Raw genomic sequence first — 22,883 nt, forward strand, 5'->3', positions numbered from 1 at the left:
CCCATCCTGAGGGCAGGTTGTTTACGCGTTACTCACCCGTTTGCCACTCGGTCTTTCAAGAAGCAAGCTTCTTGAAAAGCCTCGTTCGACTTGCATGTGTTAAGCACGCCGCCAGCGTTCGTCCTGAGCCAGGATCAAACTCTCCATGATATATGAAGAGCCATTCGGCTCATTCTTGCTATTGTTTTTGGTTCGTTTTCTTACTCGTTTTGACGTCTTGTTTCCAAGACCTCGCACTCTGGCGTTTGTTTGTTCGTTACATTGTTCAGTTTTCAAAGGTCATTGCCGTCTCGCGACGACTTAATTAGTTTACCATCATCACGAGTTCTTGTCAAGCATTAATTCGAAAAAACTTTTTTTCAAATTCCATTAAAATGATTGCTCATATCTTAATAGTTGCTCACGTCTTCCCTGATGGTTTGTTTATTATATCATACAAGCAGCATTTAGACAATAGAAAAAAATAGAAAGTTCTATGATTTTATAAAAAACCACCGTGATACACAACTAGGTGTATCACGGTGGTTACCGTGTGCTAAAAGAGTATACGTGTTTATTCCACGGTAACGCTTTTTGCCAGATTACGAGGCTTATCTACATCGTTGCCGCGAACGACAGCCGTATAATACGCCAGCAGCTGCAGCGGTATTACCGTCATAATAGGAACGACGAAATTAGAGGTTTTCGGTATGGTAATAATAGCATCCACACATTTTGCCACTTCTGTATCATGTTCCTGCACGACACCTACCACAAATGCATCCCGGGCTTTTACTTCCTTGATGTTGCTGATCATTTTTTCTTCTACGTTCCGCTGTGTAGCCAAGGCAATAACAGGCACGCCCGATATGATCAAAGCGAGTGTTCCATGCTTCAATTCCCCGCCGGCATAGGCTTCTGCATGAATATAAGAAATTTCCTTGAGTTTTAGTGCCCCTTCCATCGCCAAGGCATAATCCATGGAGCGTCCGATAAAGAAAACATCTTCTTTTTCCTTAAACTGGTTCGCATAGGCATGAATATCTTCCACATGGTCGAAAATCTGCTGGCACTGATCCGGTACATTCATCAGATCGCTCAAGATATTTCCTTCTAATTCAGCATCCAATTCGCCGTTCAGCTGTCCCATATACAAAGACAGCAGCAGCAGCGCTACCAATTGCGTAGTATATGCCTTCGTCGAAGCCACGGCGATTTCCGGTCCGGCCCACGTATATACAACTTGATCCGCTTCGCGGGAAATAGACGATCCCAGGACATTGGTAACGGCCAGCGAACGCGCTCCGCGGCGCTTGGCTTCTTTCAAAGCCGCCAGTGTATCAATGGTTTCGCCGGACTGGCTGATGACGATGCACAACGTTTTATGATCCGTCAACGGATCTCTGTATCTGTATTCCGAAGCAATATCTACTTCCACCGGGATCTTGGCGATTTTTTCAATAAAATACTTCGCCAGCAATCCGGCATGATACGCCGTACCACAGGCGGTAATCAAAATTTTGTCGATGGATTTAACATCCTCCGGCGTCCATTTCAATTCGTCAAATACGACATGCGTGCCATCATTGGCGATACGGCAGCTCATAGTGTCGCGAATCGCTTTCGGCTGTTCATAGATTTCCTTCAGCATGAAATGTTCAAATCCGCCTTTTTCTGCGGCTTCGGCATCCCAATTTACTTCAAAAACTTTTTTGGAAATAGGAATTCCTTCATAATCGGTAACCCAGATTTTATCCTTCTGGACAATCGCCATTTCCTCGTCGTTCAATATGTATGTACGACGTGTATAGCTTAAAATAGCCGGGATATCAGACGCAATATAATTTTCTCCGTTCCCAAGACCAATAATGAGCGGATTATCCCGTTTGCTGCAGATAATCTTATCCGGTTCAAAGCGGCACATGAACACCAGCGAGAAGGATCCGCGCAGACGCAGCAATACGTGGCGTACGGTGCTGGCAAAATCGCCGTCGTACATGTCGGCACACAAGTGTGCGACTACTTCTGTATCGGTTTCCGACTTAAAATGATACCCCTTGCCGATCAGTTCTTCCTTCAATTCCAGATAATTTTCGATAATGCCGTTATGAACAACAGCAAAATCTCCCTTTTCATCGGTATGCGGATGAGAATTCATGTCGGACGGGCCTCCGTGCGTAGCCCAGCGCGTATGTCCGATACCAACAGTTCCTACGTTCGGATGTTCCTCTACTACCTTTTGCAGATTGACCAGCCGGCCAACCTTCTTCTGTACGGTGATTTTGTCATCATGATACACGGCAATTCCGGCAGAATCATACCCTCGATACTCCAATTTTGCCAAGCCATCCATCAAAAATTCCGTTGCCTGACGATCACCAATATAACCTACGATACCACACATATGTTTAGACCTCCTAGCCTATTCTACTTCTTATGATGAGTTTGTCCACCGCGTTACCGCTGTGTTTTCCCAACATATGACGACTGAAGCTGCCGAGAGACATCCGCTGAAAACTCGATACTTCTCTACCTCGTCTACCCGGAACCCCGTTCCCGGGTACTAGCGCTATCCATTTTACGAACGGATTTCCAAACGCCTATAAAAAAAACAGGATGGAATCATAAAGAGATTCCATCCATACATTTTAATATAATCGGGTCCATTGGTCAATACCCTCTATTTTGCAGGTCCCATTTCATGCTCTACTACCGCAACAATATCATCCACGATCCGTTCCAATTGCTGCTGATCGGGACCTTCCGCCATAACCCGGATCAACGGTTCCGTACCGGAAGGACGGACAAGGATACGCCCATCTTCTCCCAGTTCATCTTCACCGGCCGCAATAGCTGCCATGATCAAGTTATTTTCTTCCCATCCCGATTTAGTCTGAACACGGATATTTTTCAAAATCTGCGGATATTTGACCATCATATCCGATAATTCAGATAATGGCTTGTTTTTGTTCTTCATAATAGTGAGCAGCTGTACAGCCGTCAGCAAGCCATCTCCTGTCGTGTTATAATCGGAAAAAATAATATGTCCCGATTGTTCTCCGCCGAGACAATATCCGTTTTTACGCATATTTTCCAATACATACCGGTCTCCTACGGCCGTGATTTCGCTGCGGCAGCCGATCTGCTGCAGCGCCTTATGAAATCCGATATTGCTCATAACCGTACCGACAACCGTATCATACTTCAAATGCCCGTCTTCTTTCAATTTGAGCGCGCAAAGCAGCATAATTTGATCGCCGTCCATTTCACGGCCCTTTTCATCGACAGCCAGACACCGATCGGCATCGCCGTCGTTCGCGATTCCCAAATCAGCCCCATGCTCCAGAACAGCTTTCTTTAAGCTTTCCAAATGAGTCGAGCCGCACTTATCATTAATATTGACGCCATTGGGTTCGTGATGAATCGCGATTACTTCGGCTCCCAGGCGCCGGAAAATTTCCGGTCCCAAAACAGAAGCCGAACCATTCGCCCCGTCATGAACAAGTTTAAGGCCCGTCAAATCCACATTGGTTGTGCTCAACACAAAATTCATATATTCCTCCTGCAGGTTATGCCAGTCGGAAATAGTCCCGATTGCTTCCCCCGTAGGGCGGCTGTGCAGTCCGCACTGTTCATCCTTGAGCATATATTCTTCCAGTTGATCTTCCTTTGCATCGGGCAGTTTAAAACCATATTTGTCAAAGAATTTAATGCCATTGTATTCAAACGGATTATGTGAAGCCGAAATCATAATTCCCGCATCCAAATGATGGATACGTGTCAAATAAGCGATTGCCGGAGTAGGAATAACGCCCACCATATAGCAATTCCCGCCAACAGACGCAATACCTGCTGCCAAAATAGAGGCTAACATCGTACCGGAACGGCGTGTATCCCGTCCGATAAGAAATGTCGGATGTTCCTTATCCCGACCGAAAATATAGGCAGCAGCCCGGCCTAAATGATATGCCAACTCCGGTGTCAATGTATCATTTGCAATGCCTCGTACCCCATCAGTTCCAAACAATCTTGCCATTTAAATTCCCTCCAAAAGTTTGTATTTGTTGATGATTTCTATTGCCGTTTCCATTCCATCGATCGATGCACTCATAATGCCGCCTGCATACCCGGCACCCTCACCGATGGGGTATAGTCCCGGCACGCCGGAAGCTGCACGGTCTTCCCCCCGCACGAGCCGGACGGGAGCACTCGTTCTGGTTTCAACTCCGGTCATGACCACCCCGCTGTTATCAAATCCGTGTATATGCCGTCCGAAATACGGCAGTGCCTGTTCCAGCGTCGCACTGACAAAATCAGGCAGTACGGTATGCAGATCTACCCAGGCAACGCCGGGTTTATAGGAATACACGAGCGGTTTGGCATCTGTCTCAGGGCGCTTCAGAAAATCTCCGACCGTTTGCGCCGGTGCGCAGTAATTGCTCCCTGCCGCTTCAAAGGCTAATCGTTCATAATGCCGCTGGAATGCAATGGCTGCCAACGGTCCGGTACCGCCTATATCCTCTGTCGATACGTTGACGACCAGTGCACTGTTGGCAATGCCGCTGTCGCGGTGATACAGACTCATGCCGTTGGTAACGACCATGCCTTCTTCTGATGCCGCTGCTACGACGACACCGCCGGGACACATGCAGAAGGAATAGGCGGACCGGCCATTTTTATCATGGTATACCAATGCATAATCCGCTGCATCTAATCCCAGTTCGGCTGCGGGGCAGCCATATTGCGACTGGTCGATCATATCCTGCGGATGTTCGATCCGCACTCCCATAGCAAAGGGTTTTCTCTCCATGACAATACCCTTGTCGTACAACATCTGATACGTATCACGGGCACTGTGACCGATTCCTAACACAACAATGTCTGTCGGAATTTCCTCTGCATCATTTACGGTTACCGAACGTACCGCTCCTGCCGCATCCCGGTTAACCGCGGTTACACATTGATTAAAATAAACATTGCCGCCCATCTCTTCAATGGTATGGCGCATATTTTTCACGACATCCCGCAATATATCCGTTCCCACATGAGGATTGTAGGCATACATGATTTCCTCCGGCGCACCGGCTTCTACAAATTGCTTCAAAATCATCGGTATGAGCGGATGATTGACACGCGTCGTAAGTTTTCCATCGGAAAATGTCCCGGCTCCGCCCTCTCCGAATTGAACATTGGACGCAGCCCGGAACGCTCCTGTCTGCCAAAACTCTTCGACATGCCTGGTCCGTGTATCCACATCACAGCCCCGTTCCAATACGATAGGGCGGTACCCATATTGGGCAAGCAGAAACGCCGCCGCCATACCGGCAGGTCCGGTTCCCACAACAACAGGACGGTTAGACAGCGCCAGCGGCCCCGGCACGATGGAAATCGGATCCGGTTCCGTTATCCGGCGGACATCCTTATCCTCCTGGCAGCGGGTATACACTTCTTTTTCATTTTTCAAACGTATATCGACGGTAAACACAAAATAAATTCTCGGTTTACGGCGTGCATCAATAGACCGACGCACAATACAGATATCCGTAATATCCTGCCAATTACAATGGAGCTTATATGAAATTAATTTCTCCAAGGTCTTTTCCATCGGCACTTTTGTCCGGATATTTAAAATACGTAACACAAGTATCTCTCCTTTTTACTGATCCGGCTCAACTTCAACACGTATTTGTACCGTATCCGGATTCATGACGACACCATCCAAAGGCGGAATCGCCACTTTCCATTCTCTATTCTTTTCCAGCCCGTCGACGCTGATAGGCATCAAGTTAATTCGATCAATATTCTTGACTGCATTGGCATTGCCGCGGATTTCTATTTCATTCGGCGTAATGACCACCTGTTTCATATGCACCTTAGGAGACAGTGCTCCATAGGTAATGAGATTGACCGGAACCTTCTTTGCCACGGCATTATGTGTAAGCGTAACCTTCACATTGCTCTGCCACGGCGTAATTTCAAGACCTTCTACCGGATTTCCATCCTTCTGCAGCAAATGAATCGGCGCCATCAATGAGAAATCCTTTACCTTGCCATCGACAGGAATATCGATCGCAACCCGATCGATTTTGTTGATTAATCGACGTGCACCACTAACAATAACCTTTTCTGGAACTAATTTCAAGTTTTCCACGGAAATATTTTCTTCCAAGCTGCCGACTAAATGCGGCGTGATCTGGAATTCCTGCACGGCGTAGACATCGATATACAGATTGGCAGTAGTCGTACTCTGCTTCTTCAGCTCCGTACCTGCTGGCAGTTCCAAATGGATCGGCACGGTCGTCTCTCCTTCTTCCGCCTTGCTCAGGTCAATATATGCTTTAATATCCGATGCCCCTATATTGATGATCGTATTGCGAGGTCCCGACAAACGGACATATACCGTCTTAGGCGCATTGGTCGCAATGTACTTGGAATCCAGATTTTCTATAACGACCGGAACCGTATAGCTTCCTTCACTCGTGGGATTTTGCTGATAAATAACTACAAACCAAAGCACAATAGCCAAAAGCAGGCAAATAATCTTTAGCTGCCAATTTTTACCTAATGTTTTCATCATTTCGAAGGCCTCCATTTAAAGATATTTGCCAATCCTTTAGAAGGTCTATTTAAAAATGTCATCAATACATTGCGCAATGCCGTATTATCCAAATGCCGATAAATATGACCGCCGTACGTATACGAAACAGATCCCGTTTCCTCACTGACAACAACGACAACAGCATCTGCCAATTCACTGATGCCGATGGCCGCCCGATGACGCGTTCCCAGCTCCGTCGACAAAGAACGATCTGAAGTTAATGGCAATAAACACCCCGCCGCCATAATCTTATTCTCACGTATAATAACCGCTCCATCATGAAGCGGCGTATTGGGAATAAAAATATTGCCCAATAATTCCCGTGAAATTTTGCCATCAATCGCAATTCCTGTATCGATATAGTCATTAAGCCCTACTTCTCTTTCAAAGACGATCAGGGCTCCGACTTTTTCCTTTGATAAATTATCTACGACCGCTACGACTTCATCCAAAAGCCGTTCCACTTCCTCCAAGCTGATGACCTGTCCGGAACGCAGAAAACGGCCGCGGCCGATTTGTTCCAGCGCACGCCGCAGCTCCGGCTGAAACACTACCGGAAGAGCTACCAGAATAATCGTCATCCCCTGCTGCAGCATCCAGTTAATAACGTGCAGATCGAGGATCCTGCTGACTACCGTAACCACGCCCAGAACCAGCAGCCCTTTCACCAAGGCAACGGCCCGGGTATTGCGGATCAGCATGAATAATTTGTAAAGAACAAAAGCAACCAGAATGATATCTAATATATCCAGTAGTCTAAAGCTGCTGATAAATCCTTGCATCGGAATAAACATATGCGCTCCCCATATATAAGAAAAATACACTATTCACAAAAAATAACCTTATCATCATATGTAGTCTTATTTTACTATATATTTTGCATAATGGCAAAAATATGACAAAAATAAACGTGGTATACATAAAATATATACCACGTCCGCTGCCACAGTGTCGGTTAGATCACCTATTCATTTATTAGCATGAAACGTTCTTTCTTGTTCTGCCAACCCTTCAAAATTAATAGCCTTCAGCCGTTCTGCCAACTGATGCTGGATGTCTGAAAAAGCTCCGTAAATAGCACACATACCGCCGCATTCGCGTGTACAGGAACTCATGTCATGCAAGCAGCGCTGTAACTCCGTCTGTCCCTCTACTGCTTCTATGATATCAAACAATGTAATTTCTGATGGATGACGCTGCAAAGCAAACCCGCCATCCACACCGCGGTAGGATTTCATAATGCCTGCCGCCGTAAGGCTCCGCATGATTTTTAACAAAAAGCGTTCGGGAATATGTTGATTTTCAGCCAATGCCGCTCCGGTCATTTTCGTTCCTTCCGGCAGTGAGGCCAGATACAATACCATTCGAAATGCATAATCCGTAGCTTGATTCAATTTCATGTGATGACACCTCCCATGCCGCCATTATACAATAATTAACCGAAAAAGTATAGTTTAATGCGTAAAAAAAACTGCATAAGCAGCTCGCCTTATGCAGTAAAAGCAATCATTACAAACCAAACAGCACTTTCATAATAGAATAAATAATAGCGGAAATAAGAGCACTGGTCGGAATCGTAATGACCCATGCCAACAGCATGCTGCGGGCAACTCCCCAATGAACGGCGCGAACGCGTTCTGCCGAACCGATCCCCATAATAGAACCGGATACGACATGGGTAGTAGAAACTGGCAGATGCAGGAACGTTGCGGTAAAAATAACAATGGAAGAATTCAAATCAGCAGCAAAGCCGTTGATCGATTCCATCTTGAAAATTTTGGTTCCCATCGTGGAAATAATACGCCAGCCGCCGGCCGATGTACCTAATGCCATAGACGTAGCACACGCCATTTTGACCCAGATCGGTATTTCCAAGGTATCTATATATCCTCCGCTCAATAACGCCAGTGCGATGATTCCCATAGCCTTCTGCGCATCATTGGATCCATGAGAAAACGCCATCAAGCTGGCCGAAACAAGCTGCATCTTGCGAAATTGGTGATTCAGTGTAATAGGCGAAAAATTACGAAATATCCATAACAGGGCGATCATGACAAAATAACCGGTTCCTAACGCAACGATTGGAGAAAGTATCAATGCCATCACGATTTTTCCGATACCGTAATAGGATAAAGCCTGCGGTCCCACACTGACCGTAACTGCGCCGATAACGCCGCCGACCAGGGAATGGGACGAACTGCTGGGAATACGATAATACCAGGTAGCTAAATTCCAAATGATCGCACCGATCAAAGCTGCGACAATAACTTCCAAACTGATGCCGGCAGGATTCACTACGAGATCGCCGCCTATAGTTTTTGCGACCCCTGTACTGATCATTGCCCCTGCAAAATTAAGCGTAGCCGCCATCAAAACAGCATGGCGAGGTGAAATAGCACGGGTCGAGACACTCGTGGCAATGGCATTCGCCGTATCATGAAAGCCATTTATATAATCAAAGAGGACAGCAAATAAAACGACTGTCCATATGACCCAATGCTCAGGCATACTTTAACACAACCCGTCTGAACGTAATGACTAAATCCTCGCAATCATCAATAACATCCTCCACGGACTGAAGAATTTCCTTCCATTTGATGATTTCAATGGGATCCTTGCAATCCGTAAACAACTTCGCCATTTCCGAATGATATAAATCATCACCTTCTTGTTCCAGTGCAAGAATCTTATTACTGCGGGCTTCGACTTTCAAATAATCTTTTTTCAGATTTTTCATATACGCGATATTTTTCCGGGTTTCCTTAATGGACTTAGCCGCAATAGACGCCAGCTGCTTGGCCCCTTCCGTTGCATCCCCGACTTGGTATATGCACATCTTATCCATGATTTCCTTAATCGCGTCAATGGCATGATCCAGCTGATCAATAAGCTGCTGAATATCTTCACGGTCCATAGGGGTAATAAACGTTTTCTGCAGCCGTTTCATTGTTTCCATGACCAGCTCATTGGCCTTACCTTCTAATACAGAAATTTGTTCCAAAGCTTCGTTTTTTTCGACATCGCCATCCATAGCCTGCTTCAATAAATTTGCAGCTTCATAGCAAAGCTGGGCATGTTGTTCCAATAACGAAAAAAATTTTTCTTCCTTAGGCTTCAATCGGAATGCCATAATAATCAATTCTCCTTATAGATGTAAGAACAGAGCATATAACGATACATGCTCTTTACAATAAATTATAGCATAGGAAAATTCATTAATCTACACATAACCGCCATCTACCTTAAAAATATTAACAACTTTAAAATGCAAAATTTGCATACGGCCATGCAAAAAACCGGCATCCAGAGTAATTTCCCCCTTGATACCGGTTTGACGATAGACTATTTTATGACTGCATGGTCAATAATATCCATGAAGTCATCGGCCTGCAAACTGGCGCCGCCAACCAAGGCTCCGTCAATATCCGCACACTGTGTAAGCGCTGCTATATTGCCGCCTTTGACGCTGCCGCCGTAGAGAATGGAGATCCCGTCCGCAAGAGACGGATCATACAATGTCCCTATCTTATGCCGGATAATAGCGCATACCTCCTGCGCTTGTTCATGCGTAGCCGTCCTGCCGGTACCAATCGCCCAAATCGGTTCATACGCAATAACGACCTGCGTCATATCTTCTGCCGCAACATCAGCAAAAGCCTGTTGGATCTGTCCTTCAATCCATACTTTCATTTCGCCCCGTTCTCGTTGTTCCAGCGACTCTCCGCAGCAGACGATAGGAGTAAGCTTGTGAGAAAGGGCGGCCTTTACCTTCAAATTTACCGTTTCATCTGTTTCATTAAAATATTCACGGCGTTCTGAATGGCCGATAATCACATGGGTAACACCAATGTCGACCAGCATAGCCGGTGAAACTTCACCGGTGTACGCCCCCGTATCCTTCCAATGCATGTTCTGGGCGGAAATGGTTACAGAACTCCCGGCAGCAATCTGCACCGCAGACGCCAAATAGGGGAATACCGGAGCTACAACGACCTCCATACCCTCTTTTGCCGTGACTCGCGCAGCCAGTGATTGCAAGACAGCAGCACCTTCTTCTCCGGTATGATTCATTTTCCAGTTACCTGCAATAATTGTTTTTCTCATGAGCTTAACTCCTTCTCTTCATTGCTATATTATTTATCGGATAAAGCTTCAATTCCCGGAAGCTTTTTACCTTCCAAATATTCCAGCGAAGCACCGCCGCCGGTGGAAATATGACTTATCTTATCAGAAAGTCCCGTTTTATTGACAGCCGCAACGGAGTCTCCGCCGCCGACGATAGAAACAGCCTGCGAATCAGCTACAGCCTTGGCAACCGCCTCCGTGCCGCGGGCAAACGCTTCCATTTCAAATACCCCCATCGGACCATTCCAAACAATAAGCTTCATAGAATCCAGGACCTTGGCAAAGGCCTGCCGGCTTTGACTGCCGATATCCAGGATCATCCAGTCCGCAGGAACCGCATCAATGGGCACTTCTTCTTTATCTGCATCATTAGAAAATGCAGAAGCCACAACGACATCCGTCGGCAGCATAAGCTGCTTTCCTTGCGTTTTAGCCTGTTCAATCAGACTCTTAGCCAATTCGATTTTATCCGTTTCCACTAAGGATTTTCCAATCGAATAGCCCATTGCCGCAATAAACGTATTGGCCATGCCGCCGCCAATAATCATGACGTCGATCTTTGGCAGCAGATTGGAAATAACTTCAATTTTGTCGGACACCTTGGCGCCGCCGATAATAGCGGCAAAGGGATGGGCCGGATGACTTACCGCGCCGCCGATAAAGCGGATTTCCTTTTCCAGCAGGAACCCTGCCGCCATAGGCAAATAAGCCGTAATGCCGGCAACTGACGCATGCGCGCGGTGAGATACGCCGAAGGCATCGTTGATGCCGATTTCAGCCAATCCCGCCAATTGACGGGAAAATTCGGGATCATTTTTTTCTTCTTCTTTATGGAAACGAAGATTTTCCAGCAGCAGTATTTGTCCCGGCTGCAACGCATCTGCCATAGCCTGCACATTGGCACCGATGCAGTCCGGTGCCATCTGCACGGGTACGCCAAGCAGTTCGCTGAGTCTGCCGGCAACAGGACGCAGCGAATACGCAGGAACTGCCTGTCCCTTAGGACGTCCTAAATGACTGGCCAGTATCACTTTTGCATGATGTTCCAGCAAATAGCGGATCGTCGGCAAGGTCGCCTGAATCCGTGTATCATCCGTGATAGTACCTGCATCATTCAGGGGTACGTTAAAATCAGCCCGTACAAATACTCGTTTATTATCTACTATTATATCGGTTATATTTTTTTTCATACTATCGTCCTCCTTTATATAACACCCGGCATCGTGTGCCGTTATATTACATATAGTTCTTAACGCTATACTTAGTATATAACGAATGCGCGACGGAGTACACCCCCGCCGCGCATTACATCCCACTTATATATATTACGCAGCCTAATGGCAAAAACCTTTGCGGGCAAGGAATTTAACAAGATCAATGACCCGGCGGGCGTAACCCCATTCATTATCATACCAAGCCAAAATTTTTACCATGCCGCCTTCCATGGTAATATTTAAAGGCAAATCAATGGTCGTCGTATTTTCATTTCCTCTAAAATCAACGGAAACAAGTTCATCCTCTGTCCAGTCGATGATCCCTTTGAAAGGTCCTGCCGCCGCTTCCTTAAATGTACGTTTCAATTCCTCTGCCGTAACTTCCGTGTCTAATTCCAAAACGATATCGACAATAGAAACATCGGGAGTCGGCACACGAACAGCATAACAGCTCATCTTGCCGGCATATTCCGGAAGCACCTTGGTAATCGCTTGTGCCGCTCCTGTCGTGGTAGGAATAATAGAAACTGCCGCTGCCCGGGCCCGGCGCAGATCCTTATGTGAAACATCCAATATCTTTTGATCGTTCGTATACGAATGAATGGAAGTTGTCATGCCGCGTACAACGCCGTAGGTATCGTTCATGAGTTTTAAAATAGCCGCTAACACGCAAGTCGTGCAGGAAGCCCCGGAAATCACATTATGCTTGACCGGATCATAGACATCATCATTGACGCCCAAAACGATCGTCAAATCCTCATGCCGGGCCGGTGCCGTGATCAAGACCTTCTTCACCGAGCCGCCCAATTCCACGCGAGCCTTATCGGCATCAATGTATTTTCCCGAAGCTTCTACGACAATATCGGCACCCAAGGCATCCCAATCGACACGGGTAACGTCTTTTTCACAAAAATAAGGATATTTTTTACCATCGACGATGATATGGGTATCATCATAGCTTACTTCGGCATTCATTCTCCCGTAAATACTGTCATATTTCAATAAATGCGCCATATTCTTTGCGCTCGTAATATCATTGATTCCTACGATCTCAATTTCATCTTTATATCGCATGGCAATTTTAAACGCAGATCTGCCAATACGTCCAAAGCCATTAATCCCGATTTTTACCATTATATACACCCTTTCCCACTCTATATCCTCAAATCAATTTGGCTATTTCCGATGCTGCTGCTTCATCTGTGACCAGCGTCCCCGTATGACAAGCCCGCATAACGGCGATAATAGCCTTGGCCTTGCTCGATCCGCCGGCCACTGCGATAACATGCAGATTATGTTGCAGCTCTGTCAGGGAAATACCCACATTATTCGTTGCGTAAACCACCTCGCCGGACACATTGCAGTACGATCCCAAGGCTTCCCCCAGGGCACCGCCATCCGCCAATTTCTTGCGTTCCGATACTGTAAGTTCCCGTCTGTCTGCCATGATATCGGACCGTCCGATACCAAATAGAATAACCTCTGCTGTTTTAGCCATCGCTACTATTTTTTTAGTCTGCATATCGCTGCGAAGCATGACCCGCAAGGTCGATTCGCTCAACCCGTCGGGAATGTGAAGCATATGATACGTACCGTTTGCTTTCGAGGCGATCTGTGCCGCAATGACATTGGCCTGAAATTCTACACGATTCCCAATACCACCGCGGGCAGGCACGACAGCAACTCCCGACGCATTTTCCGGAAGCGTTGCCGCCACTCCGGCCATCGTCGAACCACCGCTGATCGCTACCGTCTTTACGCCGTCCAATAAATCGGCCAGCAGCAGCGCCCCCTTGCGGCTTAACTCATCCTTTGCCGTTTTGTCGCTATCGCAGTTTCCCGGTACGATGCATACTTCTTTCAACCGCAGTTTCTGGCGAATATACTGCTGCATTTCATCTAACCGGTTCAGCCGCAAAAAGCATTCCAGCAGATCCGGCATCATTGCTTTCCCTTCCGGTTCCAAGGCGATGCCCATCGTCGTAAAGCGGACGATACCGCTGCGCCGCAGCACATCGACATGAGCTCGTACGACCCGTTCGGAAAGGCCCGATATGCCGGCTAATGTCCGCCGTCCCACGGGTTCTGCATCCGAAATATGACGCAGCAATAAATACCGTTCCTTGACGGTCCCCATCAAATCCGGGGCAATTTTTTGAAATATTTCTAAGAAATCTTGCTTCATATAAGTTCCTCCGCTATATATCGCGCTGCCCGTACCGTGGGATCAAAATCCCTTTTTCGCAATATAGGCTGCCAAATCGTTGACGCGCAGCGAATATCCCCATTCATTATCATACCAGGCAACGGTCTTTACCATGTTGCCTTCTACGACTTGTGTATCCAGTGCATCGACAATAGAGCTGTGCGGATCACTGATATAATCAGACGATACCGTATGTGCTTCGGAATAGGCCAAAATTCCTTTTAACGGCCCTTCTGCCCATTTTTTCAATGCACGGTTTACGTCCTCTACGGTAACATTTTTTTCTAAAATAGTAACTAGATCGGTCATGGAAACATTCGGAGTCGGCACCCGCAGCGCCATGCCCGTAAACTTTCCTTTGAGTTCCGGCAGAACAAGCGCCACGGCCTTAGCGGCACCGGTAGACGTCGGAACAATAGACTGTGTTGCACAGCGGGCCCGGCGCATATCTTTATGCACGCCGTCGACCAGCAGCTGATCATTGGTATAGGAATGGACCGTCGTCATCATGCCGCGAACGATACCAAATTCACGGGACAGTACTTTGGCCACCGGAGCCAGGCAATTCGTCGTGCAGGAGCCGTTGGAAATAATATGATGCTTGTCCGGTTCATACATGTCTTCATTGACGCCCATGACGATCGTAACATCTTCATTCTTTCCGGGTGCCGTAATAATGACTTTTTTTGCACCATCAGCTAAATGTTTAGCTGCCGAATCGCGGTCCTTGAATTTGCCCGTTGATTCAGCTACAATATCGACGCCCATTTTATTCCAAGGAATATTGGCGGGATCGGTTTCACTTGTAACCGGAATCGGTTTGCCATCAATGATCAACTGCGATTTTTCCGAATCAAACGATACCTCATGATTCCACGTGCCATGAACGGTATCGAACTTTAACAAATCGGCCATAATAGGTCCGACTGTCCGGCTGTTAATAGCCGCAACCTCAACATCCGGACGCAGGAACGAAGTCCTGAAGGTACACCGTCCAATTCTTCCAAACCCGCTGATACCCATTTTTACTGTCATTACTTTTCCTCCTTACATTTTAAGTGGTACGATTTATGTCCCACTTAAGCTAGACAAAGGTCTTTTACCAAGGGACACTCGGCCCTTTACTAAAATCTTACAGCTATAGTGTATACTAAACTTTATTTCTTGTCTACTACTTTTGCATTATTTTTTAATTAGAATAAACAATTGAAGAAAGAAAAGGCTAAATACTTGGTATTTACCTTATTTTATAAGAAACAACGCATATCCTCGTTTGAATATGCGTTGTTAAAAATATCTTACATACATTATATAATAAGTACCATAAACTATAAAAATATTATTTTATATCTATAGGTAAAGGTTCTACCCTACCTACAAGAAATAAATATGACAGAGCTCCTACAATACATAAAATACCAGCAACGGCCAGCGGAATAAAAAACGATCCTTGTGTAATAGTCAACATTACCCCCGTAAAAGTAGTAATAAAAATACCGGCTAAATTACCAGCAAAATTCATAATTCCACCAATAGAAGCTACGTGTCCTGGCGTTGGCGATATTTCCCCAACTATTACCCATGTATTAGATCCTGCAAAAGACAAACTAGCATAAGATAATGCAAATAAAGCTAAACAAATCCATATGCTATCGACAAAAGCACACAAAGCAATACAAGAAGAAGTCAACATCCCACCTACAAGGCAAACTTTACGAGAAAAAGTAGCGGTATGTCCTCGACGCAAAAGCCAATCGGAAGTAAATCCACCTAACCAGCCCCCCGGTATCGCTAATAATGCGGGCAACATACCTAAAGTTCCCAGTGCCTTCAAAGAAAATCCTCGTGTATCCATTAAATAACTCGGAAACCATGTAATAAAAAAATAAATTGCAAAATTCAAACAAAATAATCCAATCATAAGTCCCCATACGGTACGATAATGAAATAAGCTAGACCAAGCCACTTTCTTCTGAGAAGTTTCCTCTGTTGCTTGTTCTCCTCGTTCGGCCAATAAAGCTTCTACCTCTTTCGGTGCAATATCGCGGTATTTTTCCGGATCACGATAGATAAACCACCATGCAAAAGCCCAAAGAATACCCATAGCACCAGTAATAATAAATGATCCTCTCCATCCAACAATAGTAATAATCCAAGCAATGAGAGGTAATGACAAAGCGGAACCAACGCGAGAGCCACTATCAAAAATACTGCAAGCTATTCCTCTTTGACTATGAGGGAACCAATTATAAGCAACCTTAGCAAAAGATGGCATAGCTGCCGATTCACCGACACCAAGTAAAAATCGGGAACCAATCATTTGTCCTATGCTATGAGCAAGCCCCGTCGTTGCCGTAAAAATAGACCACCACCCCACAGCAAATGCCAAGCTAACACGTACACCGACTTTGTCAATAAACCATCCAGATGGCAATTGGAATAGTGCATAAGTCCAGAAGAACGCACTTAATACTAACCCCATTGTAGCTGCATCTAATCCCAACTCAAGTCGAATATGCGGTGCTGCTATCGCTAAATTAGCTCTATCAATATAATTGATAGCATTCGCTAAAAAACACAACCCAATGAGTCCCCAACGCATTTTAAACATAAAACCACTCCTTTTTTTATGTATCACTTATTTTTGTCCGCAGATACGACAAATTGCATCCCACAAGCCGCATAAATAATTGGCTCCCAGCGCTCTGTCGAACAATCCATACCCCGGACGGCCTTCTTCATCCCATATCATACGGCCGTGATCCGGGCGGATCGGTCCGTCGAAGTCAATATCATACAAAGCCTTCATAATTTCAAACATATCCAGGGATCCATATTTTGATTTATGTGCCACTTCGTTAAATACCCACGGTTCATGGACCTGAATATTGCGGACATGCATAAAATTGATGCGCTTTTGCTTGCCAAACTTCCGAATAATATGAGGAATATCATTCTGCAAATTAGATCCCAGCGACCCGGTGCAGATAGTAAAGCCATTGCTTTCACTATCTACCATAGCCGCAATTTTGTCCAGATCCTTTTCATTTTTGACAATCCGCGGAAGTCCAAACACGGAAATAGGAGGATCATCGGGATGAATAGCCATCTTGATACCGCATTCCTCAGCCACCGGAACAACGGCCTTCAGGAAATATTCCAAATTCCTGCGCAATCCGTCTTCGTCCATTCCGGCATACTGTTCAAATAAAGAGGACAATTCCGTCAACCGTTCCGGTTCCCATCCGGGAAGAATAAAGCCATTGCTGTTGTCGATAATTTCTTTGGCCATATCCTGCGGTGTTTTACCGGCAATCAAATGATAATCATAGGATAAGACCGTAGAACCATTATACAGCGGCTTCGCCAAATCCGTCCGAGTCCAGTCAAATACGGGCATGAAATTGTAGCAAACCATTTCGATACCCGCTTTTGCTGCATTGCGCAGAGACATAATATAGTTTTCAATATACTGATCCCGGCTGGGAAGACCCAACTTAATATCTTCGTGAACATTTATGCTTTCCAAATCTTTAAAGACCAGATGATGTGCTTCTGCCTGCTTCCGGATCGCCATAAGCGGTTCCACCGGCCATGCCGCTCCTACAGGAACATCAAACAAAGCCCCTACGATGCCATCCATGCCGGGAATCTGCTGAATCTCCTGCAATGTGATTTTATCATCTTTCTCTCCATACCAACGAAATGTCATTCTCATTGTCGTATGCCTCCATTATGAAATATATAGTGTATTCTGCCATCGACTTTTGCTTCTTACACAGATATACTACCATACTAGTATATCTGTTTGCAATATACGCGCTTTATAATGCAAAAAACATACTATTTTATCAGCATCCATGCATTTTTCGAATATATGCACATAAAAAATGACCGGCTGCTTGTACGTACACAAACAACCGATCTTCTTTATGCGCATCGTATAAAAAGCACCCTGCGTTTATTTAAAATACTCCGGATACTGCTTTTTCAATGCATCTACGTCGCCGATTACTTTATTGACATGCTTCGTTATGATATCGATCCCCGCCGACACATTATGTTCGGCAATAGACTGCACGATCAGTCGGTGCTGCTCATAGAGCAGCTGCATTTCCGTCTGCGCGGCAGACACATTCAGTACGCGGGCACGGATATAATTGATATTGGCATTTTGCAGCAGCTGCCAAATACTCGGCTTATCACAGCCGGAGAAAATGATATAATGCATTTCATTATCCAATTCATAAAACCGGCTGGCATCGAATTTCTGCAAAACCTGTTCCTGCCCCTCTAAACATACCTTCAGGCTTTTTAAATGTGCCTCGGGAAAAGACCGACAGGCTAGTTCCATGACAGCCCGTTCCAACGTTACGCGCAGAAAACGGAACTCGGTGATCTGCGCCGTATCAATTTTCGATATATAGGTCCCGCGCTGCGGCAAAATCTCCAGCAACCCTGCCTGAGCCAAGCGGATAAACGCTTCCCGTACGGGAGTTCTGCTGATGGATAATCGATCGGATATTTCTTTTTCGGATATTGCCGTTCCCGGAACCAAATGCAGCGACATAATATTCTCAAAAATAACACGATATGCATACTCTCGTACAGATTCATTTGCTTTCTGTTCCAACATTTCCAACTTGCTCACACTGGCACGCCTCCATTTTACGTGTTGACGGAATCCGGTCTCCCGTGACCCCTTTCATACACGGACATACATATATTTATTAATTATACTACCATACTACAATTAGATTATGCAAACAAATGGCAAGGCATCTGTACATATTTTCTGTCCTATACATTATATCATTTACAATAATCGCATATTCACGGACATCTTTACTATATAAGTTAACCTAGATGGTATCGGCGGCATTTAGTTAAAACAAATCTCTCTATACGCTGGTACGCAATCATAACCATCGTTCCTAAATAACGATGGTAAACTATAGAGGTACACCAGACAATAATAAATCCTCCCAATACATCCATAGGATAATGATGACCTACGTATATACGAGAAACCCCCACTAGTATCGACAATATAAATAACAGGCGTCCCACCCAAGGGGAACTATATAGAATTCCCATAGCTATGCTCATAGTCCCAACTGCATGATCACTTGGAAATCCGGCATCGGGAACATGAGGCAGCAGCATATTGACTTTGTGATCTACAAAAGGACGGTTTTCATAATATACCCTGCCAATACAAAGAGTAATAAACAAGGACAATATCACATATACTCCTGTAGCGAAAGCCTGTTGACGCAAATGGGAGTTTTTATAAAAAACTCCCATACCATACATTCCCATTAAAATAAGTATAAACACAATCGGCACATATTCCGTACATGCTTTCATTATGATGTCCAAAAGGTATATGTTGCCAGCAGCTCCATTGATCAAAGTAAATACTTCATAATTCATAGTTCCGTTGTTCCCTCCGATTAATTTCCATCATCAGCAGCAGTAGTATGCAATGGAGCTGAATTGGAATTATCCTGTTGTTCGAATGATTTTTTCCCTTTCATAAAATCATCGGACGGTTCTTGTTTAAGTTGTTCCTTATGATTGCGCCCATCCTTTGTATCGTGAACATATTTTCTATAATGATCCTTCTCCTGTTTTTCAAAATGTACTACCTGTTTGCCATAGTCGGTATACCAAGAAGTAATATGGGTAATGTCATTTACTATAAAAGAAGTGAAGCCTATTCCTAAACAAAATAACGACAATATAGCTGTAATTAATATTTTTTTCATATTCCGATCCGCCCTTTCAAACATGGTTACGCCATTTCATAATTTCCTTACCAATAAAGAAGAACGTCAACCCTCCGCAAAACCCAAATCCGGCAAGTGCTGTCAACGTAATCGGTGAAATCACCGGCAATGGCGGTAAATTAGTAAAAGGCTGCCATACTATTGATAATAAATACACCAAAATCGGCGTCACAAACCAGAATAAGATAGTCAATATGTATGACAAAACCCCGGAAGCCAATATAACGGTTTTTGATACACTTCTAGCCATATAAGGCAGTTGTGGCTGCACGGTTGTCTTAAATGATTCTTGTGCTCGTTCTACCATTTCTTGTATATTTCCTTTAAGCAATCCTTTCCGTTCACTTATAACGCCTTCACTCATATAAGCCTCATAGATATCTTTAGGACTTCCCAGCGATTCTATTATTTCTTGTTCGGTAAGGCCTTGTTCTGCCCCAATTCGAAAATGTTCTTCATAATCATATAATATTTCAGTTAGGTCATCTTTTTTAGCTTTACTAAAATAGTATCGCAATAAATCTATAAATTCTGTTTTATTCATTTATTTCACCTCGTTTAGTAACTGATTTACCGCTTCCGAAAAAACAATCCACTCATCTCTCATTTTTAAAAAAGCCCTTTTTCCCATTTCTGTCATTTTATAATATTTACGTGGAGGTCCGCTATTTGACTCTGCCAAATAGGTTTCTACAAACAGATCTCTTTTTAAACGATTAAGCAAAGGATATATCGTTCCTTCTGATATTTCCATATGTTTTGATACTTCTGCCACAATTTCATAACCATAACAATCTTTATGGACAAGTTGTGCTAAAACAAGCAATTCAATAACACCTTTTTTTAATTGAATATTCATTCGTTCACCTCCCGGGTCATATTTAAAACTGCAAGGTTCTTATTTTTACTACTTTTTTAAACTTACTGTTATTATATAGCATAGTATCTTTTATTGCAAGGTACTATGCTATATAATATTTATTTTTTATAAAAATAAATACAAAAGTTATATGTACCTTACCAACTATATTCTTATAATATTAAAAAGCTCTCTGTAAAAAGAGAGCTTTTCCTATCTGCTGCGCTTACAAATTATCTTTGATTTTTTGGATCATAGCCGCATAGGCTTCTTCTTGTAAAAAAGTTTTCTGCGGATTCATTTGAAAAACTCCGTTCCATTCAAATTGATCCTTGTATTTTGGCACGAGATGCATATGAAGATGATGTCCTGTATCCGCATAAGCCCCATAATTGATTTTGTCCGGATGAAACGCCGCATGGATCGCTTTCGCTGCCCGATTGACATCGGCAAAGAAGGCGTTCCGTTCCTCGTCACTGATATCCGTCATTTCACTGACATGTTCTTTATAGGCTACGATACATCGTCCCGGATGACTTTGTTCCTTGAACAAAACCAGCATGCTGACAGACAAATCACAAATATATATGCCGAAGGCATCCAGCGGTTTTCCTTTTACGCAATATCCACAAGTAGTATCTATCATGACTTCGTCCCCTTTGTTATTCAATATTTCCTTGTTCCCATTTGCCGTTATTCAAATCTTCGGCAATTTCCTTGAATTTATCATCTGTAAGACCATAGAAGAAGAATAATATCAATGCGGCTAAGCCCAGCGCAACCCCCGGATAGAGGGTCATCGCCGCCTTGATCCCGGTCAGTGTTTCTTGATTCTGTACCTGATTGGCAACATATCCCGTAAGAGCCAATATGCCGGAACTGACGATCGCCGCAATAGCCTGCGCTATCTTACGGGAGAAGTTGAATGCGGCATAGGTAATCCCTTCCTTGCGGATGCCGTTGTGCCATTCACTATAATCGATTACATCCGAAACAAAAGCCCACGTTACACCATTGGGAATAGCCAGCGCAACATAACCGATAGTCACAAGAATAACGAAGGTATACAAATTGGTCGGAATAACAAAATTGAGAAGATCCGCAGCACACCCGATCAATAAGCCGCCGATAGCGGTCTTTTTCTTACCGAACTGTTTTACCAGCCGGGGAATCAAGAGAATCCCGACGATGGAGCAGCCCATCATGATGCCGTTAACAATTGGCTGTAATCCCATACTTCCTAAATTATACTGGCAGAAAAAAATCATCATCTGATTATTTGTATTCATTGCAGAAATAGTAAATAAGGTCATTAAAATGATACATAAGAGCGGTTTTTTTGTAAATACGATTTTAATATAATCAGAAAATTTCGCTTTTTCTTCTGCGTGCGTATTTCGTTTGACCGGAACATGTTCCTTGCAGTTTAAATAACAGATTGCAAAGCCGATGATACCGCAGATCGCCATGACAATAGCCGCAATGAAAAAGCCATGATGCGGTGAAGCAAACATCAATACGATCGGCACAAAGGCGATTCCCGTAATCAGCTGCGCCCCAATAGATCCCGCCTGCCGTGTCGTCGCCATTTGACTTCGTTCATTCGTATCCCGGGTCATGACGCTCGCCATGGATGCATAGGGAATATTCGTAAAAGAATACACCAGTCCCCAGGCCATGTACGCTCCATATGCAAACAAGATTTTTCCGGTAGGAGATACATTCGGCATCGTAAAAGTAATAATCGTAAGTATGGCCAGCAAGATACTGGAAATCATCATGACCGGTCGAAATTTACCGCGGCGTCCGATATGTTTGCGTCCGTCGATAACAGAACCGGCGATAGGATCCATAAACGCATCAAATATCTTGGTAAAAGCAAAAATTCCTGCTACCGCTGCTGCCGGTATCGTACAAACATCGATCCAGTACTTCGTCAAATACGCCTGTCCCAAATCAAACATAAATCCATTGCCAAAATCGCCGAACCCATAGCAGATTTTTTCCCGCCAAGATAATTTCACATGACCGCGATCCGCTTTTTCCGGTACGTCTGCCGCTGCAGTTTCCGTTACTGCCGCATCGGTACCCATCATTTTTTCACTCATTA

22 protein-coding genes and 1 rRNA gene are annotated in these 22,883 nt (G+C 44.6%); all 23 read right to left on the reverse strand.

Annotated elements, in window-relative coordinates; all coding sequences use genetic code 11:
• Positions 1-150 (reverse strand): 16S ribosomal RNA (locus tag BLR11_RS03160); the annotation flags it as partial.
• Between the two features lie 403 nt (positions 151-553).
• Positions 554-2,383 (reverse strand): glutamine--fructose-6-phosphate transaminase (isomerizing), encoded by a 1,830-nt coding sequence (glmS, locus tag BLR11_RS03165; protein WP_091648126.1) that lies wholly within the window; start codon positions 2,381-2,383, stop codon positions 554-556.
• A gap of 276 nt (positions 2,384-2,659) precedes the next feature.
• Positions 2,660-4,015, reverse strand: coding sequence for a phosphoglucosamine mutase (gene glmM, locus BLR11_RS03170; protein WP_091648128.1), 1,356 nt, complete (start codon positions 4,013-4,015; stop codon positions 2,660-2,662).
• On the reverse strand, positions 4,016-5,620 hold the full coding sequence (locus BLR11_RS03175; RefSeq protein WP_091648130.1) for an NAD(P)/FAD-dependent oxidoreductase: 1,605 nt from the start codon (positions 5,618-5,620) through the stop codon (positions 4,016-4,018).
• Positions 5,621-5,635: 15 nt separating this feature from the next.
• Positions 5,636-6,556, reverse strand: coding sequence for a CdaR family protein (locus BLR11_RS03180; protein WP_245675066.1), 921 nt, complete (start codon positions 6,554-6,556; stop codon positions 5,636-5,638).
• Positions 6,553-7,371: a diadenylate cyclase CdaA gene (gene cdaA, locus BLR11_RS03185; protein ID WP_091648134.1), complete on the reverse strand. Its 819-nt coding sequence runs from the start codon at positions 7,369-7,371 to the stop codon at positions 6,553-6,555. The genes BLR11_RS03180 and cdaA overlap by 4 nt, the downstream gene beginning before the upstream one ends.
• A 174-nt stretch (positions 7,372-7,545) precedes the next feature.
• Positions 7,546-7,977: an RrF2 family transcriptional regulator gene (locus tag BLR11_RS03190; RefSeq protein ID WP_091648135.1), complete on the reverse strand. Its 432-nt coding sequence runs from the start codon at positions 7,975-7,977 to the stop codon at positions 7,546-7,548.
• A gap of 109 nt (positions 7,978-8,086) precedes the next feature.
• Positions 8,087-9,085: an inorganic phosphate transporter gene (locus BLR11_RS03195; protein ID WP_091648137.1), complete on the reverse strand. Its 999-nt coding sequence runs from the start codon at positions 9,083-9,085 to the stop codon at positions 8,087-8,089.
• Complete coding sequence (locus BLR11_RS03200) at positions 9,078-9,707, reverse strand: DUF47 domain-containing protein (protein WP_091648138.1); 630 nt, start codon at positions 9,705-9,707, stop codon at positions 9,078-9,080. Before BLR11_RS03200 ends, BLR11_RS03195 begins: the two co-directional genes overlap by 8 nt.
• A 212-nt stretch (positions 9,708-9,919) precedes the next feature.
• Positions 9,920-10,681, reverse strand: coding sequence for a triose-phosphate isomerase (gene tpiA / locus BLR11_RS03205; RefSeq protein WP_091648140.1), 762 nt, complete (start codon positions 10,679-10,681; stop codon positions 9,920-9,922).
• A gap of 29 nt (positions 10,682-10,710) precedes the next feature.
• A complete protein-coding gene (locus BLR11_RS03210; RefSeq protein ID WP_091648142.1) occupies positions 10,711-11,892 on the reverse strand; it encodes a phosphoglycerate kinase in 1,182 nt (393 codons plus the stop codon).
• A 144-nt stretch (positions 11,893-12,036) separates the two neighbouring features.
• Positions 12,037-13,050 (reverse strand): type I glyceraldehyde-3-phosphate dehydrogenase, encoded by a 1,014-nt coding sequence (gap, locus tag BLR11_RS03215; RefSeq protein WP_091648143.1) that lies wholly within the window; start codon positions 13,048-13,050, stop codon positions 12,037-12,039.
• Between the two features lie 28 nt (positions 13,051-13,078).
• Positions 13,079-14,101 carry a sugar-binding transcriptional regulator gene (locus BLR11_RS03220; protein ID WP_091648145.1) on the reverse strand — a complete coding sequence of 341 codons (1,023 nt, stop codon included), beginning with the start codon at positions 14,099-14,101 and terminating at the stop codon, positions 13,079-13,081.
• 42 nt (positions 14,102-14,143) lie between these two features.
• A complete protein-coding gene (gap, locus tag BLR11_RS03225) occupies positions 14,144-15,157 on the reverse strand; it encodes a type I glyceraldehyde-3-phosphate dehydrogenase (RefSeq protein WP_091648147.1) in 1,014 nt (337 codons plus the stop codon).
• Between the two features lie 304 nt (positions 15,158-15,461).
• The gene (locus BLR11_RS03230; RefSeq protein WP_091648149.1) at positions 15,462-16,733 is read right to left on the reverse strand and encodes an MFS transporter; all 1,272 of its coding nucleotides are present in this window, start codon (positions 16,731-16,733) and stop codon (positions 15,462-15,464) included.
• Between the two features lie 27 nt (positions 16,734-16,760).
• Positions 16,761-17,840 (reverse strand): mannonate dehydratase, encoded by a 1,080-nt coding sequence (uxuA, locus tag BLR11_RS03235; RefSeq protein WP_091648151.1) that lies wholly within the window; start codon positions 17,838-17,840, stop codon positions 16,761-16,763.
• 243 nt (positions 17,841-18,083) lie between these two features.
• A complete protein-coding gene (locus tag BLR11_RS03240) occupies positions 18,084-18,773 on the reverse strand; it encodes a GntR family transcriptional regulator (RefSeq protein ID WP_218118709.1) in 690 nt (229 codons plus the stop codon).
• Between the two features lie 206 nt (positions 18,774-18,979).
• The gene (locus tag BLR11_RS03245; RefSeq protein ID WP_091648152.1) at positions 18,980-19,558 is read right to left on the reverse strand and encodes an undecaprenyl-diphosphatase; all 579 of its coding nucleotides are present in this window, start codon (positions 19,556-19,558) and stop codon (positions 18,980-18,982) included.
• A gap of 20 nt (positions 19,559-19,578) precedes the next feature.
• The gene (locus tag BLR11_RS03250; RefSeq protein WP_143006394.1) at positions 19,579-19,893 is read right to left on the reverse strand and encodes a hypothetical protein; all 315 of its coding nucleotides are present in this window, start codon (positions 19,891-19,893) and stop codon (positions 19,579-19,581) included.
• 16 nt (positions 19,894-19,909) lie between these two features.
• Entirely contained in the window at positions 19,910-20,458 is a 549-nt protein-coding gene (locus BLR11_RS03255; protein WP_091648156.1) for a DUF1700 domain-containing protein, read from the reverse strand.
• Positions 20,459-20,773, reverse strand: coding sequence for a PadR family transcriptional regulator (locus BLR11_RS03260; RefSeq protein WP_091648158.1), 315 nt, complete (start codon positions 20,771-20,773; stop codon positions 20,459-20,461).
• 226 nt (positions 20,774-20,999) lie between these two features.
• Positions 21,000-21,419, reverse strand: coding sequence for an HIT family protein (locus tag BLR11_RS03265; RefSeq protein WP_176762852.1), 420 nt, complete (start codon positions 21,417-21,419; stop codon positions 21,000-21,002).
• A gap of 16 nt (positions 21,420-21,435) precedes the next feature.
• A complete protein-coding gene (locus tag BLR11_RS03270; protein ID WP_245675067.1) occupies positions 21,436-22,881 on the reverse strand; it encodes a glycoside-pentoside-hexuronide (GPH):cation symporter in 1,446 nt (481 codons plus the stop codon).
• Positions 22,882-22,883: the final 2 nt, after the last annotated feature.

It is taken from the genome of Megasphaera paucivorans, from assembly GCF_900103535.1.
GTDB lineage: Bacteria > Bacillota > Negativicutes > Veillonellales > Megasphaeraceae > Megasphaera_A > Megasphaera_A paucivorans.

Excerpts from the sequence above, each read along its gene's own strand:
- BLR11_RS03260 (WP_091648158.1), bottom strand. The coding sequence starts at position 20,773 with ATGAATATTCAATTAAAAAAAGGTGTTATTGAATTGCTTGTTTTAGCA.
- gap (WP_091648147.1), bottom strand. The coding sequence starts at position 15,157 with ATGACAGTAAAAATGGGTATCAGCGGGTTTGGAAGAATTGGACGGTGT.
- glmM (WP_091648128.1), bottom strand. The coding sequence starts at position 4,015 with ATGGCAAGATTGTTTGGAACTGATGGGGTACGAGGCATTGCAAATGAT.
- BLR11_RS03245 (WP_091648152.1), bottom strand. The coding sequence starts at position 19,558 with ATGAATTATGAAGTATTTACTTTGATCAATGGAGCTGCTGGCAACATA.
- uxuA (WP_091648151.1), bottom strand. The coding sequence starts at position 17,840 with ATGAGAATGACATTTCGTTGGTATGGAGAGAAAGATGATAAAATCACA.
- glmS (WP_091648126.1), bottom strand. The coding sequence starts at position 2,383 with ATGTGTGGTATCGTAGGTTATATTGGTGATCGTCAGGCAACGGAATTT.
- BLR11_RS03200 (WP_091648138.1), bottom strand. The coding sequence starts at position 9,707 with ATGGCATTCCGATTGAAGCCTAAGGAAGAAAAATTTTTTTCGTTATTG.
- BLR11_RS03195 (WP_091648137.1), bottom strand. The coding sequence starts at position 9,085 with ATGCCTGAGCATTGGGTCATATGGACAGTCGTTTTATTTGCTGTCCTC.
- BLR11_RS03210 (WP_091648142.1), bottom strand. The coding sequence starts at position 11,892 with ATGAAAAAAAATATAACCGATATAATAGTAGATAATAAACGAGTATTT.
- BLR11_RS03220 (WP_091648145.1), bottom strand. The coding sequence starts at position 14,101 with ATGAAGCAAGATTTCTTAGAAATATTTCAAAAAATTGCCCCGGATTTG.
- tpiA (WP_091648140.1), bottom strand. The coding sequence starts at position 10,681 with ATGAGAAAAACAATTATTGCAGGTAACTGGAAAATGAATCATACCGGA.
- BLR11_RS03190 (WP_091648135.1), bottom strand. The coding sequence starts at position 7,977 with ATGAAATTGAATCAAGCTACGGATTATGCATTTCGAATGGTATTGTAT.
- BLR11_RS03270 (WP_245675067.1), bottom strand. The coding sequence starts at position 22,881 with ATGAGTGAAAAAATGATGGGTACCGATGCGGCAGTAACGGAAACTGCA.
- BLR11_RS03255 (WP_091648156.1), bottom strand. The coding sequence starts at position 20,458 with ATGAATAAAACAGAATTTATAGATTTATTGCGATACTATTTTAGTAAA.
- BLR11_RS03250 (WP_143006394.1), bottom strand. The coding sequence starts at position 19,893 with ATGAAAAAAATATTAATTACAGCTATATTGTCGTTATTTTGTTTAGGA.
- BLR11_RS03265 (WP_176762852.1), bottom strand. The coding sequence starts at position 21,419 with ATGATAGATACTACTTGTGGATATTGCGTAAAAGGAAAACCGCTGGAT.
- BLR11_RS03180 (WP_245675066.1), bottom strand. The coding sequence starts at position 6,556 with ATGATGAAAACATTAGGTAAAAATTGGCAGCTAAAGATTATTTGCCTG.
- cdaA (WP_091648134.1), bottom strand. The coding sequence starts at position 7,371 with ATGTTTATTCCGATGCAAGGATTTATCAGCAGCTTTAGACTACTGGAT.
- BLR11_RS03230 (WP_091648149.1), bottom strand. The coding sequence starts at position 16,733 with ATGTTTAAAATGCGTTGGGGACTCATTGGGTTGTGTTTTTTAGCGAAT.
- gap (WP_091648143.1), bottom strand. The coding sequence starts at position 13,050 with ATGGTAAAAATCGGGATTAATGGCTTTGGACGTATTGGCAGATCTGCG.